Source organism: Pseudoalteromonas sp. A41-2 (assembly GCF_015767615.1).
In the GTDB taxonomy this organism is placed as follows: Bacteria; Pseudomonadota; Gammaproteobacteria; order Enterobacterales; family Alteromonadaceae; genus Pseudoalteromonas; species Pseudoalteromonas lipolytica.
Genome location: NZ_CP065231.1, coordinates 2,862,764 through 2,882,276 on the forward strand (window position 1 = coordinate 2,862,764; position 19,513 = coordinate 2,882,276).

A 19,513-nucleotide genomic window follows, 5' to 3' on the forward strand; every position below is an offset into this window, starting at 1 on the left:
AATGGATTAACGACTAAATTTATCTTTGAAAATTTGATTACTTGGAATCCCAGCATCTGTAATTATTTTTTCCACTTCACTCATCATTGCTTCTGGACCGCACAAGTAAAACTCAGCCAAATGCAGTTCTGCTTTTTGGTTCATATACGGCAGAAGTACTTTTTGAACATAGCCTGAGTGCCCTTGCCATTCTTCTGAAGGATTAGAAAGAGTAGGAATATAAGAGAAGTTTTTATGCTTCTCACTCAGTGACTTCAATTCATTATGGTATAGCAAGTCATCTTCAGTTCGCGCACCATAGATAAGAGTCAAACCACTTTTATCTTTATGCTTTTTCAACTGTTCAAAAATAATAGACCTCAGTGGTGCAAGTCCTGAACCCGCACCTATAAACACGCGACTAACTTTTTTATTTGAAGTGGCATAAAAATCAGAAAAAGGGCCTCTTGCAGTTATCGTTTCACCTACTTGGAGTGAACCTAAATAACTTGAACCTATTCCTGCTTTAAAACCATTCTTTGCGGTCTGCCAACGGATATTAAACATTAACTCATCAGACTCCTCGTCAAAGTTAACTAATGAGTAGTGGCGAGTTACACCGTTATGAGAAAATTTTCCATGATAGTAGCTATCCCAGTATTTTTCATAGCACTCTGGCATATCATCTGGACGTAAGCTATTCATCCCTGCTGGCACATCAAATTGCATATATGCACCAGCTTTAAATGCCAACTGTTTGCCTGATTTCAGCTTAAATTTCACTTCCTTGATAAAAGGAGTAATGAAATTAGTCGCAACCACAACTAGCTCATGATTTTCAATATTGCGATCAGTATTAACTTCAATCGAACTAATTTCAGAGAACCTATGCTGACATCCAAGCCGATAACCTTCCTTAAGTTGCTCCTGAGATAAATGTTCCTGTTCAGATAGTGTGATAGGTAATTTAGTTGAACTTAAGAACACGCATTTGCCACAAGTACCGCCACCACCGCAACCTGAAGGAAGGTATACATGTGAACTAGCTAGCCCTTCTAATACAGTTGAGCGACCAACTGCTGAGATGTCAGTAATAGTATTTTCATTGGAAAACGTCACTGCCACTTTTTGCCTGTTAGTGCCCCAACCTAGCTTCAGTAAACCACTTCTATACTGTTGTATCAGCCAAGTAACACCAGTAATTGAAAGGAATAGCGTTGCAAAAGCAAATGCAATGATCAACCAATGGTTAAATCCTCCAGAATTGCCATAGTCCATAAAGTGAAGCTTCATCATCAGATCTTTCAATCTGAAATCATCATTGGCATGGCGAAGTACTTGACCTGTAATACTATCTAAATAAATAGTTGTATTGTTCTCATCCTCAACGGCAACTTGCCACATAGGATTTTGCTGCCTTACGTGATCAGAAAACGGAGGTTGAGATAACACTGGAGTAGTTAACTTACCCTGTCCTGAGTAGGAGTTTTTTGCCAAAGTTAGTACTTGTTCTTCAGACAAATTAAATGGCTTTCCTGTTACAGCATCAAATAGCTTTGAGTGGCGCTCTTGATAGCTATGCTGCCCCTTATCGAACACAAAATGATAGTAAGGCTGATGTAAAACCCATATAAGGTTTACTTCCTGCGGAGCATTACTAGTAATGTCTTTAATAGGGAATAGGTCAAAGCCTGTAATGCTACCTTCATGATGAGAATGAACTCTAAGTTCATTACCACTGGCTTTACTGTGATCCATCAAATTGAAGTAAAGGCCCGTTCCCAACCAAATAAGCAGTTGTAAACCAACAAATAAAGAAAGCCACTTGTGTATCGTTGTATTTAACTTAAATAGTCGCATCAAATGACTCTCTTTTTATTTGGGGAAAGCACTCGGTAATAAGTCAATACTGCGCCAGTAATTGCTCCCATTAGACCTAGAGTTGCGACCAAGAACAAAAACCAGTTTGATACGTTTTCTCCATCATAGTAATCCATAATGTGGAACCGCCACATCCAATCAAACAATCGCCAGTAATCATGACGCTTGGCAACAAGTGATCCTGTTTGTTGACTTATATAAAATGTCGGTGTGGAGAATTGCTCAAACGTCACTCTCCAAACAGGTAAATGCCTTGGGGACAACTCAGCAGGCAAGTTTGTCGCTGACTTAATCAACCTTATGCTGTCGATTTGATGATTCAGCGCATAATGGTATTGTGCGATTTCTTTAGCCTTGGTTTCATCTACAAGGGCCTGAACAGCTCCAGTTTTAGCATCTATTGCTACTTTTCCATTTTCTCCATTAATAAAAGAATACAAAGGACGGCCCATACTTTGAGTAAGTGTAACTTGGCTAGCTTTAGGATAATCCGCAGCTAGCTTTACAATGGAGTAATCCATACTTGCTAAATCTATTTTGGCTTCCTCACTCTTAGCCAAGGTTTCGCCGTGTATATAGTGAATATCCATAGTCACCATATACACACCAGTAATCGACCAGAAAAGGAATTGTATCCCTACAAATGCCATTAGCCATTTATGGTACTTCCTAGCTTTTCTAAGCATTGTTTTTTAGCTCCGAGTTAGAAAGTTCCTTGTTAAAGGCGTTTACTTCGGGCTTTTTAACGATTGAATAAATCGCGGGTAAAACAATTAGAGTTAGCAGGACTGCACTTGTCATCCCACCTACCATTGGTGCAGCAATACGACTCATTACCTCAGAGCCTGTTCCTGTACCATATAAAATAGGCATTAGGCCGATAATGATTGTCGCTACTGTCATCATTACAGGACGAACACGTAATCCAGCACCGTGCAATAAGGCATCTTGATATTCATCTTCTGAGATGAGTTCTGCTCGCTCTTTCGCTTTTTCCTTAAGTTCAGCGAGCGCCTGATTGAGATATACCAACATTATTACGCCAATCTCAACAGCTACTCCAGCCAGAGCAATAAAGCCTACACCAACTGCTACAGAGAAGTTGAACCCTTCTAAATACATCAACCATAACCCACCGATCATTGCCATCGGTAAAGTCACAATGATGATCGCAACTTCGCTAAACGCTCTGAAGTTCAAATAAAGCAAAATAACAATAATGGCGAGCGTCAATGGAACAACGTAAGTAAGCTTGGCTTTGGCTCTTTCCATATATTCGTATTGACCAGCCCAAGTAATCGAATAACCTGCTGGTAATATAAGATTTTTAGCTAAATGCTCTTTTGCACTTTCAACATAAGTACCTACGTCAACGCCCTCTATATCAATGAACGTCCAACCATTAATACGTGCATTTTCACTCTTGATCCCCGGAGGGCCTACTTCTACTTTTATTTCAGCTACGTCACCTAGTGCGATGCGTTGTCCATTTGGAGTGACAACAGGCAAGCGCGACAACTGCTCTGGAGAGTCACGATAATCTTGTGGGTATCGCAAGTTGACAGGATAACGCTCTTGACCTTCTACTGTTTGAGTGACATTCATCCCACCAATAGCAGTTGAAACTACTTGTTGTACGTCATCGATGTTTAATCCAAAACGACTTGCTTTCTCACGAGAAATATCAACTTTGATATATCGTCCACCTGCAACTCGTTCAGAATAAACTGAAGCGGTTCCTGTCACCTCTGGTAACAATTGCTCTATTTGTTGCCCTATCTCTTGAATCGTATTTAAATCAGCTCCTGCTACTTTAATACCTACTGGCGTTTTAATACCTGTTGCCAACATATCAATACGAGTTTTGATTGGCATAACCCAAGCATTCGTCAAGCCCGGAAACTTAACCAACTTATCAAACTCAGCTTTTAGAGATTCTGTTGTAACTCCCTCACGCCACTCTTCTTGAGGCTTCAACTGAATGAAGGTCTCAATCATAGTTAGAGGCGCGGGATCAGTTGCAGTTTCAGCTCTTCCTACTTTACCAAATACTGTTTCAACTTCTGGCACTGTTTTAATTAGCTTGTCTGTCTGCTGTAGAATTTCTCTTGCCTTACCAATGGAAATTCCCGGATAGGTAGTCGGCATATACATAAGATCGCCTTCGTCTAAAGGAGGAATAAATTCACTACCAATTTTATCGACAGGCCAAAAACCAACAATCGTCACTAATATTGCTGCTACTATTGTCGATTTAGGAAACTTCATAACTTGCTTTAAAACAGGCATGTAGATAGCAATAAGCAGTCTGTTTAAAGGGTTTTTCTTTTCTGAAACAATTTTTCCTCGAATAAAATACCCCATTAAAACAGGAACTAATGTTATCGCTAAGCCTGCTGATGCGGCCATTGCATATGTTTTTGTGTAAGCAAGTGGAGAAAACATTCTTCCTTCTTGCGCTTCCAAAATAAATACTGGCAAGAATGAGACTGTAATGATGAGCAAACTAAAAAATAGTGCTGGACCGACTTCACTTGCAGCTTTCGAGACTATTTGCCAACGATTTTCATCCGTTAGCGGTGTCTTTTCCATATGCTTATGCATATTTTCAATCATCACTATTGCGCCATCTGTCATCGCACCAATTGCAATAGCGATACCACCTAATGACATAATATTCGCATTGATACCTTGCATATGCATGATGATAAATGAAGCTAAGATGCCAATAGGTAGAGTGACAACTGCAACAATCGAAGATCGCAAATGAAACAGAAATGCAACACATACAATCGCGACGACAGCAAGCTCTTCGAGCAATTTACTCCATAGGTTTTCTACCGCCTCTCCTATTAAGCCAGAGCGATCATAAACCGTAACTATTTCAACTCCTTCGGGTAAACCTTTTTTTAACTCTTCTAATTTGGCTTTTACTCCATCAATAGTTTTTTGTGCGTTTTCACCAAAGCGCATAACAACAACACCACCAACGACTTCTCCTTCACCATTTAGTTCAGCAATGCCTCGTCTCATTTGTGGACCTAGGTTGACTTCCGCCACATCGCCAATGGTAAGCGGGGTTCCTTGTGCGTTAACACCAAGAGGGATCAACTCTATGTCGGAAATACTTTTGATATAGCCAGTTGCGGTAACCATGTACTCTGCTTCCGCCATTTCAACAACTGAGGCACCTGTTTCTTGGTTACCACGTTTAAGTGCCATTTGAATGTGACTAAGTGGTATACCGTAGGCTCTTAATTTATCGGGATCGACTTGTATTTGATATTGTTTAACCATGCCACCAACAGCAGCAACCTCAGAAACTCCCGGTACAGTTTGCAATTCATATTTTAAGAACCAATCTTGAATACTACGCAATTGGCTAATATCTAAGCTGCCCGTTTTGTCTACAAGGGAATATAAATAAACCCAGCCAACGCCTGTGGCGTCAGGTCCTAGTTGTGGGCGTGCGGTAGCAGGTAGCGAAGGGGCTACTTGACTTAAATATTCAAGTACTCTGCTCCTTGCCCAATATAAATCGGTGTCTTCATCAAAGATGACATAAACAAAGGAGTCTCCAAAAAATGAATACCCCCGAACTGTAATAGCCCCCGGAACTGACAGCATTGCTGTTGTTAAAGGGTAAGTAACTTGATCTTGCACTACTTGTGGTGCCTGACCGGGATAATTCGTTTTAATTATCACTTGAACATCAGAAAGATCTGGTAATGCATCAACTGGTGTATTTTTAATTGAGAATAACCCACCACCAATCAAAATTAAGGTAGCTAAGATGACAAAAAAGCGATTACCTATCGACCACCTAATAATTGATTCAATCATTATTTATCTCCTAACTTAATGATTTGAATGGTCAACAGCACTTTTAGGTTCATGCTTTAGTTGCTCATTTGATTCAAGATAGATTTCAGTGATAACCAAATTATTTCTCACCTCAAAAGTGAAAGTGACGTTATCACCAACATTGAAATCAACTATTTCTATATTGTCCGCGACTATAAAATCCATCGTCGCAGCAGGTCTATCCCATTTCTCTATTGGGCCTCGGCTAATATTTAGAATACGCGTATCAACATTAATCGCATTGATTAGACCTGATACTGTTGCAAAAGATACTTCTTCACTCATATCAGCAGACTCACTCATGATATGAATTCCAGTAATTTCATATCCACCATCTTCGGTTTTACTCACCTCAAAGTGCAAAGATTGACCAGACTTTAATGAGTCAATATCAACTTTTTCAGCCACAGTAAAATCCATAACCATCTCAGGCCAATCCCAAGCTTCAGCGGGGCCGTGACTGATATTAACCATGCGATGCCCAGTCATAACACTATTAACATCTCCTTGCATCCAAACAGAGTTGGGCACTTCATCGTGAGTCATTCGTTTAAAGTCAGAGCTTTTACTTGATTCAGAATCAATCAAGAATTGAGCTGATGTCACCACAACATCATCTTCATTAAGGCCCTCTAAGATTTCGATACTATCGATATCAACACGGCCAATAGTCACTTCAATAGATTTAAACTGGCCATCCCCTAACGCAAGTACAACTCTGTCTTGTTTACCTGTTCGAATAACAGCTTCTTTAGGCACAAGTATGGTGCTATCAGCTTGATTAGCGTGAATAGAGACTTGTGCGAACATGTTTGGTTTTAATTGATAGTCAGGGTTGTCAAACTTCAACCTCACTCTGAGTGTGCGTGTTTTACTGTTCAAGGTTGGATAGACATAATCAACGACACCAGCCCAGTCCTCACCGGGTAAATAGTCAAGTGTCATTGATACAGGAAGTCCCTCTTTAATTAAGGCTGCGTCACGTTCAAACACTTCTGCTTCAACCCAAACTTGATCTAGCTGACCAATGCTTAATATGGTGTTTCCCGGCTTTACATAAAAACCCTCTCTAATCTTCAAACCATCAACAACACCTGCCTGAGGGGAGTAAAAGGTGATGTTTTGCTGAACCTTTCGTGTCTTTTCTAGCTTTTGAATAAAGTCTGCTGAAAGCTGTAACGCTTTAAGCCGATCTTTGGCCGCCGCAATTAAGGAACTATTATTGCGCTTTATAGCTATTAATAGTTCTTCTTGCGCGTTAACTAGCTGAGGAGAATATAGTGTATATAGAGGCTGCCCTTTCTCAACAGGATTACCTGCGGCTTTGACGTAGAGCTTTTCTATCCAACCATCTACACGTGGATGGATGTGAATTAGCTTATCTTCATCATATTGAACGTAACCTACGGTTGATATTTCAGTATGCATATTTTTAAGCTCAACAGGAGCAGTGCGAACCCCAAGATTATTCACTACATGAGGCGCGATTTTTACGGCTCCGGGGCCAAAGTCATCACCAGATGATCCTTCTTCATACACAGGAATTAAATCCATACCCATAGGCGACTTACCGGGCTTGTCACGACGGTAATTAGAATCCATCGGTGCAACCCAATACAGCGGTTTTTTCTCTCCTGATGTAGCTTCATTGCCATTACCGCTTGAACCTGTACCTTGATATAAACTTAATGCTCCAGCACCTAGTGCAGCACCAATGATGATGGCAATAATTGTTTTAGTATTCGTTGACATTATTTTTCTCCAAATTGCTGATTGGATAAGTGCTGATTAGTTTTGTGTGAAGTTTGCATCGACTTATGTTCAGCATTTGAATTAGATTGAGAATGCGCAAAGAAATAGTTGATACGAGCAACTGTTTTAAGTGCGTCAACATCAATTCTTAAGGCTGATATTCTGGCATTTAATTCTGCGATTCTTGCTCGAACAACTTCGGCAAAATCGCCATCATCATTTGTGTAAGCTGTCAATGACGCTTCTGCTTGGTCATGAGTTTGTTTAAGGAGTTGTTCTTGATAGATAGATTGCCTATCAGATAAACGCTTAAGCTGTCTAAGCTCCTTTTCCACCATACTGATCATTTGCTTTGTCAGTAATAGTTTCTCGGTTTTAATAGTCTCTGAATCTGCAATAGAAGCTGCAACTTGCTTATCTTGTCTGTTCTCGGTGAACAAGGGTAAATCAAACGTTACTCCAACAGAAAATAAATCAGCTCGGCTATCACCAGAGGGCATATTGTCACGATAGGCATAACTAGCATTAACACCCCATTGCGGCTCATATTGCTGTTTAGCTAACTCAACTGCTTTTTCTGAAGCTTTGCGTTTTATATCAATTGCAAGTATGGCTGGGTGATTCGAAAGCTCCTGAGCCAATAGATTTCTTGAGTAATTAGATGCTTTTAGGACTGTTGAATTGTTCAAATGAATTGTAGGCAACTTTTTAGAAACCCTAAACTCTAATGGTTGCGTATCAAAGTTGAATGATTCATTCAAGCCAGCAGCATCGTAGATATGAAGCCACTCATTAAGGCGAGCGATTGTTGTTTCTAGTTTCTGCTTTTGCGAAGTTAATCGGTCATCTAACTGCACGATTTCCAATTGAGCACGAATAACATCTTGTTGTCTGGTTTTACCAACAACATTTGAGTAGCTAGCTTTAGTAACTTCCGCCATCTGCTCAAAGAGCGCCCAATCCGCTTCAATCAATTTAATGGTTTGTTGGGCTAAGTAAGCATCTAACCATAACTGTGATACTTGGCTTATCAGTTTAGCCTTACGATCCTCTCGTAGCAGTGGAAATTTCGTTGACTCAATTTTTAATTGCTCTTGTTTAATCTTTAAACTATCACCTCTAGGAAACATTTGAGAAACACCAACCTTTAGTTGAGTCATTCCTTCCTGATCTAAGTCCCAAGTATCTGTTGGTAAATTCATTATCCCTAGTGATACTTTGGGGTCAGGCAAAGTACCTGAAGCGATACTTCTATTTTCAACCGCGCTTTGTTTTAACCGACTCCCATGAAGCCAAGGATCATTTTGCTGAGCCAAGGTGATAGCTTGTTCAAGTGACACTACTTTCTCAGCTTGAGCTGAGAATACAGACAAGCCGAGCATTAGCGAAGTTGAAAGTAGAGTAAGGCTTGAAACATTTAATCTCATTAGAATTGCTCCTCATAAGCCTTAACTTCTGCATATACTTTACTCGTTCCATCTTTAAATAAAATTAATACGTTATATGACATAAAGCGGTCGCCGACTTCCATACCCGGAGAGCCAACAGGCATTGCTGGGACAGATAATCCAATCGCATTGGGGTGCTCTTCTGACAAGAACTGCTGAATAAACTTAGCCGGTACATGACCTTCAAAGGCAAACCCATTTCTACTCACTGCCGTGTGGCATGAACGGTAATTAGGTTTGATACCATACTTAGTTTTGATGTTGCCGATGTTTCGGAAATCTTTGGAATGCGCAACGATCCCTTTGTCTTCAATATGAGTTATCCATTTTTTACAACACCCACAAGTTGGGGTTTTATAAACGATTAACTCCAAAGGTGTTACGTCGTTATTGTGTGCATGCTTATGTTCATTAGCGTTTGCAAACGCAGGTGAAAGCAGCATTACAACTGCTATTTTTAAATACTTATTGATCATTTTTGCCCCCAGACGTCGCTGGAAAATAGCTATAGCGCTACGACGCTATATTGACTAACAGAAAAATTAATTACATGTGTGCGAAATTTGGACGCACTAATCCTGTATTAGGCAAAAATTGGTGGACGATAAAGGGAAGTGGAAATTGAATGAGGTTGTTTAGATTGCATAGCAGCTACAGATTCACTCAATATTTGAATATCTGTCGAGTCAACACTGGAATTTAGGACTGTCGTAGATGAGCAAGCATTTGCAGGACAAATACATTCAACGTCACAACAATCTTCTGATTGACCATTACTGCTTTTATTCATATCACCATGATCCATGTTCATGTTCATGTTCATGTTCATGTTCATGTTCATGTGTGATTCATGAGAACCTGATGACATTTCGCAAGGCATAGCAGAATACGCAAATGCTTGCCCTACAAAGGCAAACAGCATAAGCGTTATCACTAAGACTTTTGAAAATGCTTTAGACATAAAATTCTCATAAAAATATACATGTCTATGCTAATACAAATTTTCGAATAAGTAAATTGATGTCATGTAAACATTTATGAATATTTGACTAACGTCAACTTTTTCAAAGAGGTAAGTGACAAATAATAATCTCATCAGACTTCTTATCTTCGTTATTCAATGGCTTTTATTTTGAGACTTAAGTTGCTCTCTCATTTCTAAAACTCGATCTACCGAATAAGCTCCCGCCCTCATAACAACCAGTTCAACAAACGAAATATCAATTAACTTATGGTCAGCATCAATCACATAACAACTCTCACTATGTGTGTATATTTCTAACTTATCCTCATCAGCAGATTTGCTAACAATCTTTGAAGTTACCATTTGCTCAAATGGCCGAAATCTGAATGTTTCATCGTCAATAACAACCCCTGACAAAAACTCCCCAAGAAATGATTTTTCAAAGTCTTTATAGTCATAGACCGAGAGTATGTAAGCATCCTTTAAATATGTTTTGTCCATTTGTTACTCCCTACTAATAGCCAGCAGGGAGCATTTCTCGCAACTCTAATAGCTCATTTGGAGAGTACATACACTCATGCATTAAATTGAACTCAAATACATCTACATCAAACTTTTGGGGTTCTGCATCTAAGATATAAAAGTCAGCATCAAAAGTTCTATATTCAAGACCGTTTACTTCCATGACTTTCGTGGAAAACAAAGCCTCACCTTTTTTACCGTTCTTACTATCCTCAGCAAAAGTAGCGTAAAGCACCTGTTCAACCTTATCTTCTAAGTCAGATTTAATTGAGATAAGTGTTGCGTTAGTTAGTTTTACTCTTGGTCTCATGCTTTTGCTTCCTTCTTATCTTCTAGGCAAAACGGGCGGAAAAAACTAAGGTACTTAACTCCATTAACTTTTAGTAAATTGTTGTCAGCATCAAAATGTGACAGAACGCTAGACTGATACAACGAAATATATTTTTCATAATCGATGGTGTTAAAAAAATTGGTATCGACACGTCGTGCATGGAAAACAAGAGCTTGCTGATCGATACGAACAATGAACTTTTGATCACCATCTAGATTTTTAACCTGTAGACATAAATCAGGTTTGTGCCAATCAGATACAAAGGAAGGAATCAGTGGGAAGCCATATACCAAATAGCGCATACCTTCGATTTTGAAGGTTGTTGGATTGAACTGAGCCTTATTTACTTTGCCGCTACGGAATAATTCAAGTGTCAACACCAGCCAGTGCTCATGCTTAGAAAATGTATTTCCTTCAGAAATACAGCCTTCGAACTCACTATCATGGTTTACATGATTGATGTACATGTATTTTTTAATGTCATTCAAGGAAAGCTTTTCAACCGGAAACTTTGAAGCTATGAGCCTGAAATAACAACCATGAACTTTTAAATCTGCATATTGAACTATCAACGGATCATCAAAAGCATCGAAATATGGTCGCCACTCCAGCCTAAAGTCAGCACCAGTGTTTACAATAAACTTGGCATCTTCTGGCAACCCTAATACTTGGTATATCACTGAAACTAACTCTAATGTTTCGATATCTACCAGCATCAGGCTTTCAATACGGTTTGCCATTGACTCAATTTCTTTATGAAGCGATTCAATAATTTCTTGATCATCGTATTCATTGATCATTAAGTATTTCAGGGAATCGTGCTTTAGAATTGAATCCAGTTTTTTCTGTTCAAATGCTTCAGTGAGGCTATTATGGGTATCAGAAAAATGAGGGCAGTTATAAACACCTCTAGCCCACAGGCCTTGGGCGTAAAGATCAGGAAACTCTAATAACTCAGCAAACTCTTTTGCTTGTTTATTGAGTTTATTCTTTAATTGATAAAGTGAGATCATTTAGTTCTCCAAACAACTTTCTAATAAACAATGGCCTACCAACACATTGCTTTATTTATTGTTCAAATAACCAAATTTTTACGGATGCTCCGCTTCACTGTTCACGTTTTTCAAGGCGAAAAACATGTGTAGGCGTAGGCTGTCCGTTCAGCCTTCTTATTATAATATCGCCAAAAAACAAAATGACAACTTACGTATTTGTACAACTTTAGGTAGATATTTTGAGTTTGAACTCTGAAAAGCTAAGCCCAAACAAGGATACGACCATCTCTTCATTTATATTGGAGCCGGGAAATTTTTTTTCAAAATTTCCAATAATGCTATCTAGGTGGCTAGCTAATATTTTTACTAAAAATATTTCCGAGTTTGGTGAGAGTGCAGACAGTGCTATCAATGGGTTGTCAAAGGATTCAGCTTTTATTTTTACTAGTAAATCGCTGTAACTGTCACAGCCATATAGACAAATAGCTGCCCCTTCTTGGGCTTGTCCAAGGGGAATAGTTAATAATTTAGATAATCGTTTTGCCTGCCTTTTTATATTTACTAGCAGGTCTTCTTTTTTAAAAGACATCAATACACCAAAAAACGGCAACGCTAGGCCACGCACCTATGTCACTCAGTTTTTATGTGAATATTTAATCTTTTAGTTCAGAGTAAATCCATTTCGTCCTGTTTTCGTGGGAACGGGCTTCTCTGAAAAGCCACTGCAAAAAGCAGTGGCCATTGTCGCAATATTATAAGGAAATGTGAATGGTAGTTTGATGCCTACATATTCTTTTCAGTGAATTCAGCCAAGCTACTACGCTCTACTTCATCAAAAATCAGCACTGATCCTTTTTCATAATGACGAAACACATTAACAGCCGCACTTGCACCAGAAGAAGCAGGTGTTACAAACTTATCGTCAATCTGGGCTAGGTTGCCCAATACGATTGTCCGACAATTTTTCCCACCACGGCTTAACATGCCCTTGATTTGCGCTCTAGTCATGTTTTGAGCTTCATCAATGATTAAAACAGCATCGTCTATTGAACGGCCACGAAAATAAGCCATGCTAGTAAATTCTATATTGGCTTTTTCAATCACATGCTCGACTGTAGCGTAGACATTTCCTTCATGATTATCATCCGAGTGCATCGAAATTAATGCGTCAGTAATACCTGCCAGAAGAGGCATTGATTTTTCAGTTAAATCCCCCGGTAAGAATCCCGGATCGTCGTCCATAAAGTCTCTGGAGCGCACCACAACGATTTTTTTGTACTTTTTCAACTCCAATACTTGATGCAGCGCCGAAGCAACTGCCAAAAAAGTTTTTCCGGAGCCAGCAGGACCAAGGATGATATTTAAATCATAGTAAGGGTCTGTTAATTGGCTTAAAGCTACCGACTGACGCTGATTTTTTGGCAATATGCCCCATACCTTTTCTTGCTTACGCGGCAATAACTTCGTGAAAATTTCAGTGTCTGTTACCTCTGAAATCCGGCCAATGTGTCCGGCTTCATCGTACCAATACATGTTTGGCTGAACTTCATCGTTGAACAAGCTTATTGGGAATGTATAAACCTCTCCTGAGACTTTGAAATCTTTATCTGATTCAATTCGATCAAAAAGATCACCTTCAAAAGCCTGTACTCCTGTATATAACAAATCTATATCTGCGATTTGATTATCAACGGATACATCTTCGGCCATAACACCAACAGTTCGAGCTTTTAGTCGCATATTAATGTCGCGGCTAACGATGGTAACGTCTTTATCTAACTCTTTCTGAAGATGTAGTGCATAGTTAATTATTCTGTTGTCAGCATCGCTACCAATCGTGTGCTTTAACTCTTTTGCCATGTCCAATTGAGTATCAATGCCAATGAACAACTTGCCTCTTTTAGCTGTTTCAGTAGAAGGCAGAGGAATTCCCGCTTCCATTTCTTCGGCGCTATGTCCATTAATAATGTCTTCAAGCATACGAATACATACACGAGCATCAGCACTTACCGATTTATTAGTTCTTTCTTTTAAATTATCTAATTCTTCTAGGACTGTTAGACAAATGTATACATCTTCACTGTAAGCGAGCAATGACTTTGGATCATGAACTAATGCCGATGTATCTAATACTCGGGGACTTCTGTTTTCATTTGGGTTCTTCATACTAGATTCCCTCATTTAATTCTTTTTCTTGATGATTCTGTTCACTTAAACATTCGTCATCACAATATTCATCAAACCCATCTTCACATGAGCTTTTGTCTGTTGCTTTCCTGAATCTTGCGATTCTTTCTTTTCTTTTTCTTTCTTCGTTCAAATACCAGTTAACTGAAAAGGTATCGAGTTGATTTCTATTTATTGTCATTTTAGATTTACCTTAGCTTTATTATTTTTGTTTGTGCCTTCTTGCAGGTTAAATCCGTTATTTATATTTATTGATTAATGGTTCTCCCCTTTAAGTCACACTTAATGACATGTTAGAGAGATTAGATCTGAGCCTGTTATAAATACTCAATTTCTTCAGTAAAAATAAGGTTTGTAGATAGGTCTGCACAAATATTGAAAAAAAGCTTGCAGTAATACCTGTTTTACCACAGCCTGCAGGGCCGGTTAAAATAACCAGTTCAATAGTTGGGTCTAGTAAAGCATCAAGCGCCATGCCTTGGTACACATTTTTTGGCTTAACGCCCCACGCAGTTTGGTTCATTAGACGTTCGACACTAATGTCTTTTAAAGTAATGGTTTTATCGTCGTAGCTTTTTACTCGTGCCGCAAAATGGTCGCTGCTATCAAGTATATACTCGTTATAAAACACATCACTTATGGTACTCTTTGCTATATGATGGTAAGTGTCGCGTCCTTGTTGCTCAGTTTCACACTCACCGACATGTTGCCAAAAATCACCTTCTATTTTTTTGTAGCCGCTGGTTAATAGCGCAATATCATCAATTAATTGGTCTGTGCGATAGTCTTCAACAAACTTCAGCCCTGCTCCTTTCGCTTTAAGGCGCATGTTGATGTCTTTGGTAACTAACACAACTTTGCTATCACTGTGCTGTTTTTGTAAATGTACCGCGCAGTTAATTATGCGGTGATCATTTTCGTTGCCTGGTAACCCTGAAATGCTATCGGCAAATAAATGGTCATTGACAATAATTAAACGACCGCGAGACTCTGTTTTCGCCTTTTTATTACTTGGCAACGCGACACCTTGCAACATTTGCTCTGGTGAGGCGTCTTTGAGTATTTCATCCAAACCACGAATTGCAACACGGGCATCACGGCTAACATCATGTTTTCTATCCTTTATATGATCGAGCTCTTCTAATACGGTCATCGGGACAACAACATCGTGTTCTTGAAAAGATAAATAAGCGAGGGGTTCGTGGAGTAAGACATTGGTATCGAGCACATACATTTTACTATCAAGGTTCGAAGCTTTTTCCATAGCACTTTCCTTACGTTTTATGATTTTTATGCTATACCCAATTAACTAAACAAGCAGCGATTAAAGCGGTTATTTATTTGTTAGGTATATACTCAGTTTAGTCTATTTGCAGCAAAAGTCCTTTTTATGACAGCCAAAATTACAATTATTTAAGTGGTTAAAATACATACAAAATTTACCTGTAATATTGACTTAAAAAGGTTGACTAAATTTAATTGTGTGCGGCGAGTTTACTGCCTTGAAGTAGCCTGATGTTACAGGTAACATAGCCGCCTTTTTCTTCATAGACGAGACATACATGAATTTTTCCTTAGGTCAGCGTTGGATCAGTGATACTGAGTCAGATTTAGGATTAGGCACCGTAGTTGCCCTTGAAGGCCGTCAGGTCAGCATTTTATTTCCAGCCAGTGGTGAAAACAGAGTTTATTCTTTAACAGAAGCACCTGTTACTCGTGTCGCATTTAATCCAGGCGATGTTATTCGCAGCGTTGAAGAGTGGGAACTTGAAGTAGAGTCAGTTGAAGAACAAGGTGAGCTTTTATGCTACCACGGTACACGCGTTGATAACGGTGAAAAAGTTCAGTTAAAAGAGACCTTTTTAGATCACTTTATTAAATTTAATAAACCGCAAGACCGCTTATTTGCAGGCCAAGTAGACCGTTTTGATCGTTACACCCTTCGCTATCAAACTTGGCAGCACCAGTTCGAGCGTCAGCAATCACCTTTAAAAGGCTTAATTGGTCAACGTGCCAACCTAATACCTCACCAGCTTTATATTGCACAAGAAGTGGGTAAACGTTTCGCGCCGCGTGTTTTATTGTCAGATGAAGTGGGCCTTGGTAAAACCATTGAAGCGGGGATGATTTTACATCAACAAATCATTAGTGGCCGAGCTAGCCGCGTATTAATTGTGGTGCCTGAAAACCTGCAACACCAATGGCTCGTTGAGATGCTTCGTCGCTTTAATTTACGTTTCTCTATTTTTGATGAGGAACGTTGTGATGAAGCATTCGCAGACTCACCGAATGTATTCGAAACAGAACAGTTAGTACTTACTAGCCTTGAATTTTTAAGCAAGAAAAAACGCTGGTTTGAACAAGCAACATTAGCCGATTGGGATTTACTCGTGGTTGATGAAGCGCACCATTTGAGTATTACAAATGGTAAACCAAGCACAGAATATCAACGCATGGCTGAACTTAGCCAAGATATTCCAGGCCTTATTTTACTGACAGCAACACCCGATCAATTAGGCCACCGCAGCCACTTTGCGCGTTTGCAATTACTCGACCCTGATCGTTTTTATGATTACGATGCTTTTGTTGAAGAAGAAAGTAACTACAAAGATGTCGCAGAAGCTGCTAATCAACTACTCAGTGAGCAACGCTTAGATGACACGGCTCGCGAGACATTAAAAGCCTTATTAAAAGAAACCGATATCACTGAGGTGCTTGCTAAAGCTGAGCAAGGTGATGAAACCGCGCGCAACGAAATTTTATCAATGCTACTGGACCGCCATGGTACCGGCCGTATTTTGTTCAGAAATAGCCGCAGCGGTATTGATGGTTACCCAAGCCGTAAACTCCACGCTTACCCAATGGCGATGCCAAAGCAATATAAAACCGCAATGTCGGTCTTAGGGAATATAGGCGGCATTCAAAGTGCTGAACTAAGCGCCCTGCGCGCGTTATTCCCAGAAAAAATATTTCAAGAATTTGAAGGTGAAAACGCCAGTTGGGGCGCCTTCGACCCACGTGTTGACTGGTTAATTGAAACATTAAAAACACTAAAACACGAAAAAGTCCTGCTAATTTGTGCTAAAGCTGAAACAGCGATTAGCCTTGAACAAATTTTACGAGAGCGCGAAGCCATTAAAGCATCTGTGTTCCATGAAGGTATGTCGATTGTTGAGCGTGACCGTGCTGCGGCATTTTTTGCTGATGAATACGACAGCGCACAAATCCTTCTGTGTTCAGAGATTGGTTCAGAAGGCCGTAACTTCCAGTTCTCACATCATTTAGTGCTCTTTGATTTACCTTTGAACCCTGATTTGTTAGAGCAACGTATTGGTCGCCTTGACCGTATTGGTCAAACGCAAGATGTAAACATTCATGTGCCTTACTTTGAAAATACAGCACAAGAAGTCTTGCTACGCTGGTATAACGAAGGCCTAGATGCGTTTGAAACAACATCAACCACAGGGCAAATGTTGTATAAAGAATTCGGTGAAGAGCTGCTTGAATTCATTGGTACACATAATTGTGATGAAGAAGAGCTAGACCCACTACTCGAACAAGTTGCTAGCCAAAATGCAAAACTGCGCAAACAAATGGAAAGTGGTCGTGACCGTTTATTAGAGCTGCACTCAAGTGGTCAAGGCCGTGCTGAAAGCTTAGTCGCTGATATCGAAGAGCTAGATGACCAGTTTACATTGCCAAGTTACATGATCAATGTGTTCGACACTTTTGGTGTAAGCCAAGAAGATAAAGGTGAAAATACCATTATCTTAAAACCAACCGAGCATATGTTGAATCCCTCTTTCCCTTGCTTAAAAGATGACGGTATTACCGTGACCTTTGACCGTGCAACTGCACTATCGCAAGAAGATGCGCATTTTATCAGCTGGGATCACCCGATGGTGCAAGGCAGTTTAGACATGATTTGCGATGATGACTTTGGTACAGCATCGGTTGCCCTGCTGAAAAACAAAAAACTCCCTGCGGGTACATTTTTTGTTGAGCTTATCTTCATTGCAGAAGCCATGGCACCGAAGTCATTACAGGTAGGTCGTTTCTTACCGCCGACTCCTATTCGAGTTTTACTTGATAAAAGCAGCAATAACTTAGCCGATAATGTTGCCTTTGATGCCTTTAACCAACAGCTTTCTGCGGTTGGTCGTCAAACGGCAAGCAAGTTAGCCAGTGCGCTACAAAGTGCCATTCACCCAATGATCACCAGCGCTCAGGGGTTAGCCCAAACAAAACTCGACGCATTGCGTGTTGAGTCATTAGAAAAAATGCATACCGCATTAGGTGAAGAGCAAGCCCGTTTAACCGCGCTTAAACAAATTAATCCGAATATTCGTGATGAAGAGCTTAGCTTCTTTGATAAACAACGCAGTGACCTGACGACCTATATTGAAAAAGCCCAAGTTAAATTAGATGCGATTCGTTTGATTGTTGTGTCGCACTAGAGCGAGTGACGTAAAACGTATAAATAAGCAACGCGATGTCATCCCACATCGCGTTTTTTATATTAAAAACGCAGCGAGGCTTATCACCAACGCGACGGCGGCTAATTTGCAAAAGAGAGCGGCTAAGCCTTTATTTTTCTTAATGACATCTTCTGTGTAAGCTTTTTTTAAATACACAGCTTGTAAGTCAGTAAGGTCTTTGCAGTGCCAACACTCAGGTTCGCGGTCGTTAACGTGTAATCCGCATCGTGTGCAAGGCTTACTGCGAATACGGCCCAAAAAAAACATTCAATGACTCCTGTTTTGCAAATTCGCTAAGTAAGCAACTGTATATCGGATAACAATTCAAAACCACTCCTAGCATTGTGTAAGCATTGATACTCCTTTAAAATAACGCCCTTGCATATCATCGAGGCTGGCTGTGTTACTCAATTATAATCCCCCAATGACCCCCTATTTGAGCATTGTTTATCAAGATGATGATTTACTGATCGTCAATAAACCAAGTGGTTTACTTACGGTGCCGGGTAAGGACCCAAAACATGCCGATTGCCTTATTGCACGCGTTAACCGCGTATTTCCTAACGCTAAAATTGTTCATCGCTTAGATATGGCAACCTCAGGGATTATTTGTTTAGCGATGCATAAAGAAGCACATCGCAATCTAAGTATTCAGTTTCAAGATAGAAAAACCGCCAAACGCTATGTTGCGCGTGTATTTGGAAAGCTTGAACAGCAAACAGGTTCCGTCGATTTACCGCTTATTTGTGATTGGCCGAACCGCCCTAAACAAATGGTTGATCACGACAAAGGCAAGCCTTCATTAACACACTTTAAAGTACTTGAGCATGAAGCTCAGGCAACGCGCGTTGAGCTGACCCCAATTACAGGGCGCTCTCACCAACTACGTGTGCACATGCTGTCTTTAGGTCACCCAATTTTAGGGGATAGACTGTATGCCCACTCAGAAGCATTAGCGCTGGCTCCTCGTTTGCAACTTCATGCAGAAATGCTGAGTTTAACTCACCCTGCCAGTGATGAAAAAATGGTGTTTGAAGCTGCTCCAGAATTTTAAACTAAATATTTACGCCGACTTGCCGATACATACCTAGACCTTAATTAAGTGATATCGG

16 protein-coding genes and 1 pseudogene are annotated in these 19,513 nt (G+C 39.9%); 2 read left to right on the forward strand and 15 right to left on the reverse strand.

Annotated features, from left to right (window positions below; genetic code table 11):
• Window positions 1-6: 6 nt before the first annotated feature.
• The 14 genes and pseudogenes from IT970_RS12920 to IT970_RS12985 all read right to left on the reverse strand — a co-directional run.
• Window positions 7-1,839 carry a 2Fe-2S iron-sulfur cluster-binding protein gene (locus IT970_RS12920; RefSeq protein ID WP_045979604.1) on the reverse strand — a complete coding sequence of 611 codons (1,833 nt, stop codon included), beginning with the start codon at window positions 1,837-1,839 and terminating at the stop codon, window positions 7-9.
• Window positions 1,839-2,546, reverse strand: a complete 708-nt coding sequence (locus IT970_RS12925; protein WP_196857397.1) for a PepSY domain-containing protein — start codon at window positions 2,544-2,546, stop codon at window positions 1,839-1,841. Before IT970_RS12925 ends, IT970_RS12920 begins: the two co-directional genes overlap by 1 nt.
• On the reverse strand, window positions 2,539-5,703 hold the full coding sequence (locus IT970_RS12930; protein WP_074988939.1) for an efflux RND transporter permease subunit: 3,165 nt from the start codon (window positions 5,701-5,703) through the stop codon (window positions 2,539-2,541). The genes IT970_RS12925 and IT970_RS12930 overlap by 8 nt, the downstream gene beginning before the upstream one ends.
• Window positions 5,704-5,718: 15 nt before the next feature.
• On the reverse strand, window positions 5,719-7,476 hold the full coding sequence (locus IT970_RS12935; RefSeq protein WP_016708254.1) for an efflux RND transporter periplasmic adaptor subunit: 1,758 nt from the start codon (window positions 7,474-7,476) through the stop codon (window positions 5,719-5,721).
• Window positions 7,476-8,903 (reverse strand): TolC family protein, encoded by a 1,428-nt coding sequence (locus IT970_RS12940; RefSeq protein ID WP_016708255.1) that lies wholly within the window; start codon window positions 8,901-8,903, stop codon window positions 7,476-7,478. Before IT970_RS12940 ends, IT970_RS12935 begins: the two co-directional genes overlap by 1 nt.
• Window positions 8,903-9,400 carry a DUF411 domain-containing protein gene (locus tag IT970_RS12945; protein ID WP_016708256.1) on the reverse strand — a complete coding sequence of 166 codons (498 nt, stop codon included), beginning with the start codon at window positions 9,398-9,400 and terminating at the stop codon, window positions 8,903-8,905. Before IT970_RS12945 ends, IT970_RS12940 begins: the two co-directional genes overlap by 1 nt.
• A gap of 107 nt (window positions 9,401-9,507) precedes the next feature.
• Complete coding sequence (locus IT970_RS12950; RefSeq protein ID WP_196857398.1) at window positions 9,508-9,885, reverse strand: hypothetical protein; 378 nt, start codon at window positions 9,883-9,885, stop codon at window positions 9,508-9,510.
• Between the two features lie 156 nt (window positions 9,886-10,041).
• On the reverse strand, window positions 10,042-10,389 hold the full coding sequence (locus IT970_RS12955; RefSeq protein ID WP_045979609.1) for a hypothetical protein: 348 nt from the start codon (window positions 10,387-10,389) through the stop codon (window positions 10,042-10,044).
• A 13-nt stretch (window positions 10,390-10,402) separates the two neighbouring features.
• Entirely contained in the window at window positions 10,403-10,720 is a 318-nt protein-coding gene (locus tag IT970_RS12960) for a hypothetical protein (RefSeq protein ID WP_196857399.1), read from the reverse strand.
• Window positions 10,717-11,754, reverse strand: a complete 1,038-nt coding sequence (locus IT970_RS12965; protein ID WP_016708260.1) for a hypothetical protein — start codon at window positions 11,752-11,754, stop codon at window positions 10,717-10,719. The genes IT970_RS12960 and IT970_RS12965 overlap by 4 nt, the downstream gene beginning before the upstream one ends.
• A gap of 208 nt (window positions 11,755-11,962) precedes the next feature.
• Window positions 11,963-12,325 carry a hypothetical protein gene (locus IT970_RS12970; protein ID WP_016708261.1) on the reverse strand — a complete coding sequence of 121 codons (363 nt, stop codon included), beginning with the start codon at window positions 12,323-12,325 and terminating at the stop codon, window positions 11,963-11,965.
• 194 nt (window positions 12,326-12,519) lie between these two features.
• Complete coding sequence (locus IT970_RS12975) at window positions 12,520-13,902, reverse strand: PhoH family protein (RefSeq protein ID WP_196857400.1); 1,383 nt, start codon at window positions 13,900-13,902, stop codon at window positions 12,520-12,522.
• Between the two features lies 1 nt (window position 13,903).
• Window positions 13,904-14,104, reverse strand: coding sequence for a hypothetical protein (locus IT970_RS12980; protein ID WP_138522003.1), 201 nt, complete (start codon window positions 14,102-14,104; stop codon window positions 13,904-13,906).
• Between the two features lie 219 nt (window positions 14,105-14,323).
• Window positions 14,324-15,187 (reverse strand): annotated as a pseudogene (locus IT970_RS12985) (PIN domain-containing protein); the annotation flags it as partial.
• Between the two features lie 298 nt (window positions 15,188-15,485).
• Between IT970_RS12985 and rapA the strand changes: the two are divergent.
• On the forward strand, window positions 15,486-18,380 hold the full coding sequence (gene rapA / locus IT970_RS12990) for an RNA polymerase-associated protein RapA (protein WP_074988942.1): 2,895 nt from the start codon (window positions 15,486-15,488) through the stop codon (window positions 18,378-18,380).
• A gap of 57 nt (window positions 18,381-18,437) precedes the next feature.
• Here rapA and IT970_RS12995 read toward each other — a convergent pair whose 3' ends face one another.
• Window positions 18,438-18,668 (reverse strand): hypothetical protein, encoded by a 231-nt coding sequence (locus IT970_RS12995; protein WP_036966004.1) that lies wholly within the window; start codon window positions 18,666-18,668, stop codon window positions 18,438-18,440.
• A 133-nt stretch (window positions 18,669-18,801) separates the two neighbouring features.
• Here IT970_RS12995 and rluA point away from each other — a divergent pair, with 133 nt between their 5' ends.
• Window positions 18,802-19,455: a bifunctional tRNA pseudouridine(32) synthase/23S rRNA pseudouridine(746) synthase RluA gene (gene rluA, locus IT970_RS13000; protein ID WP_074988943.1), complete on the forward strand. Its 654-nt coding sequence runs from the start codon at window positions 18,802-18,804 to the stop codon at window positions 19,453-19,455.
• The last annotated feature ends 58 nt before the right edge of the window (window positions 19,456-19,513 follow it).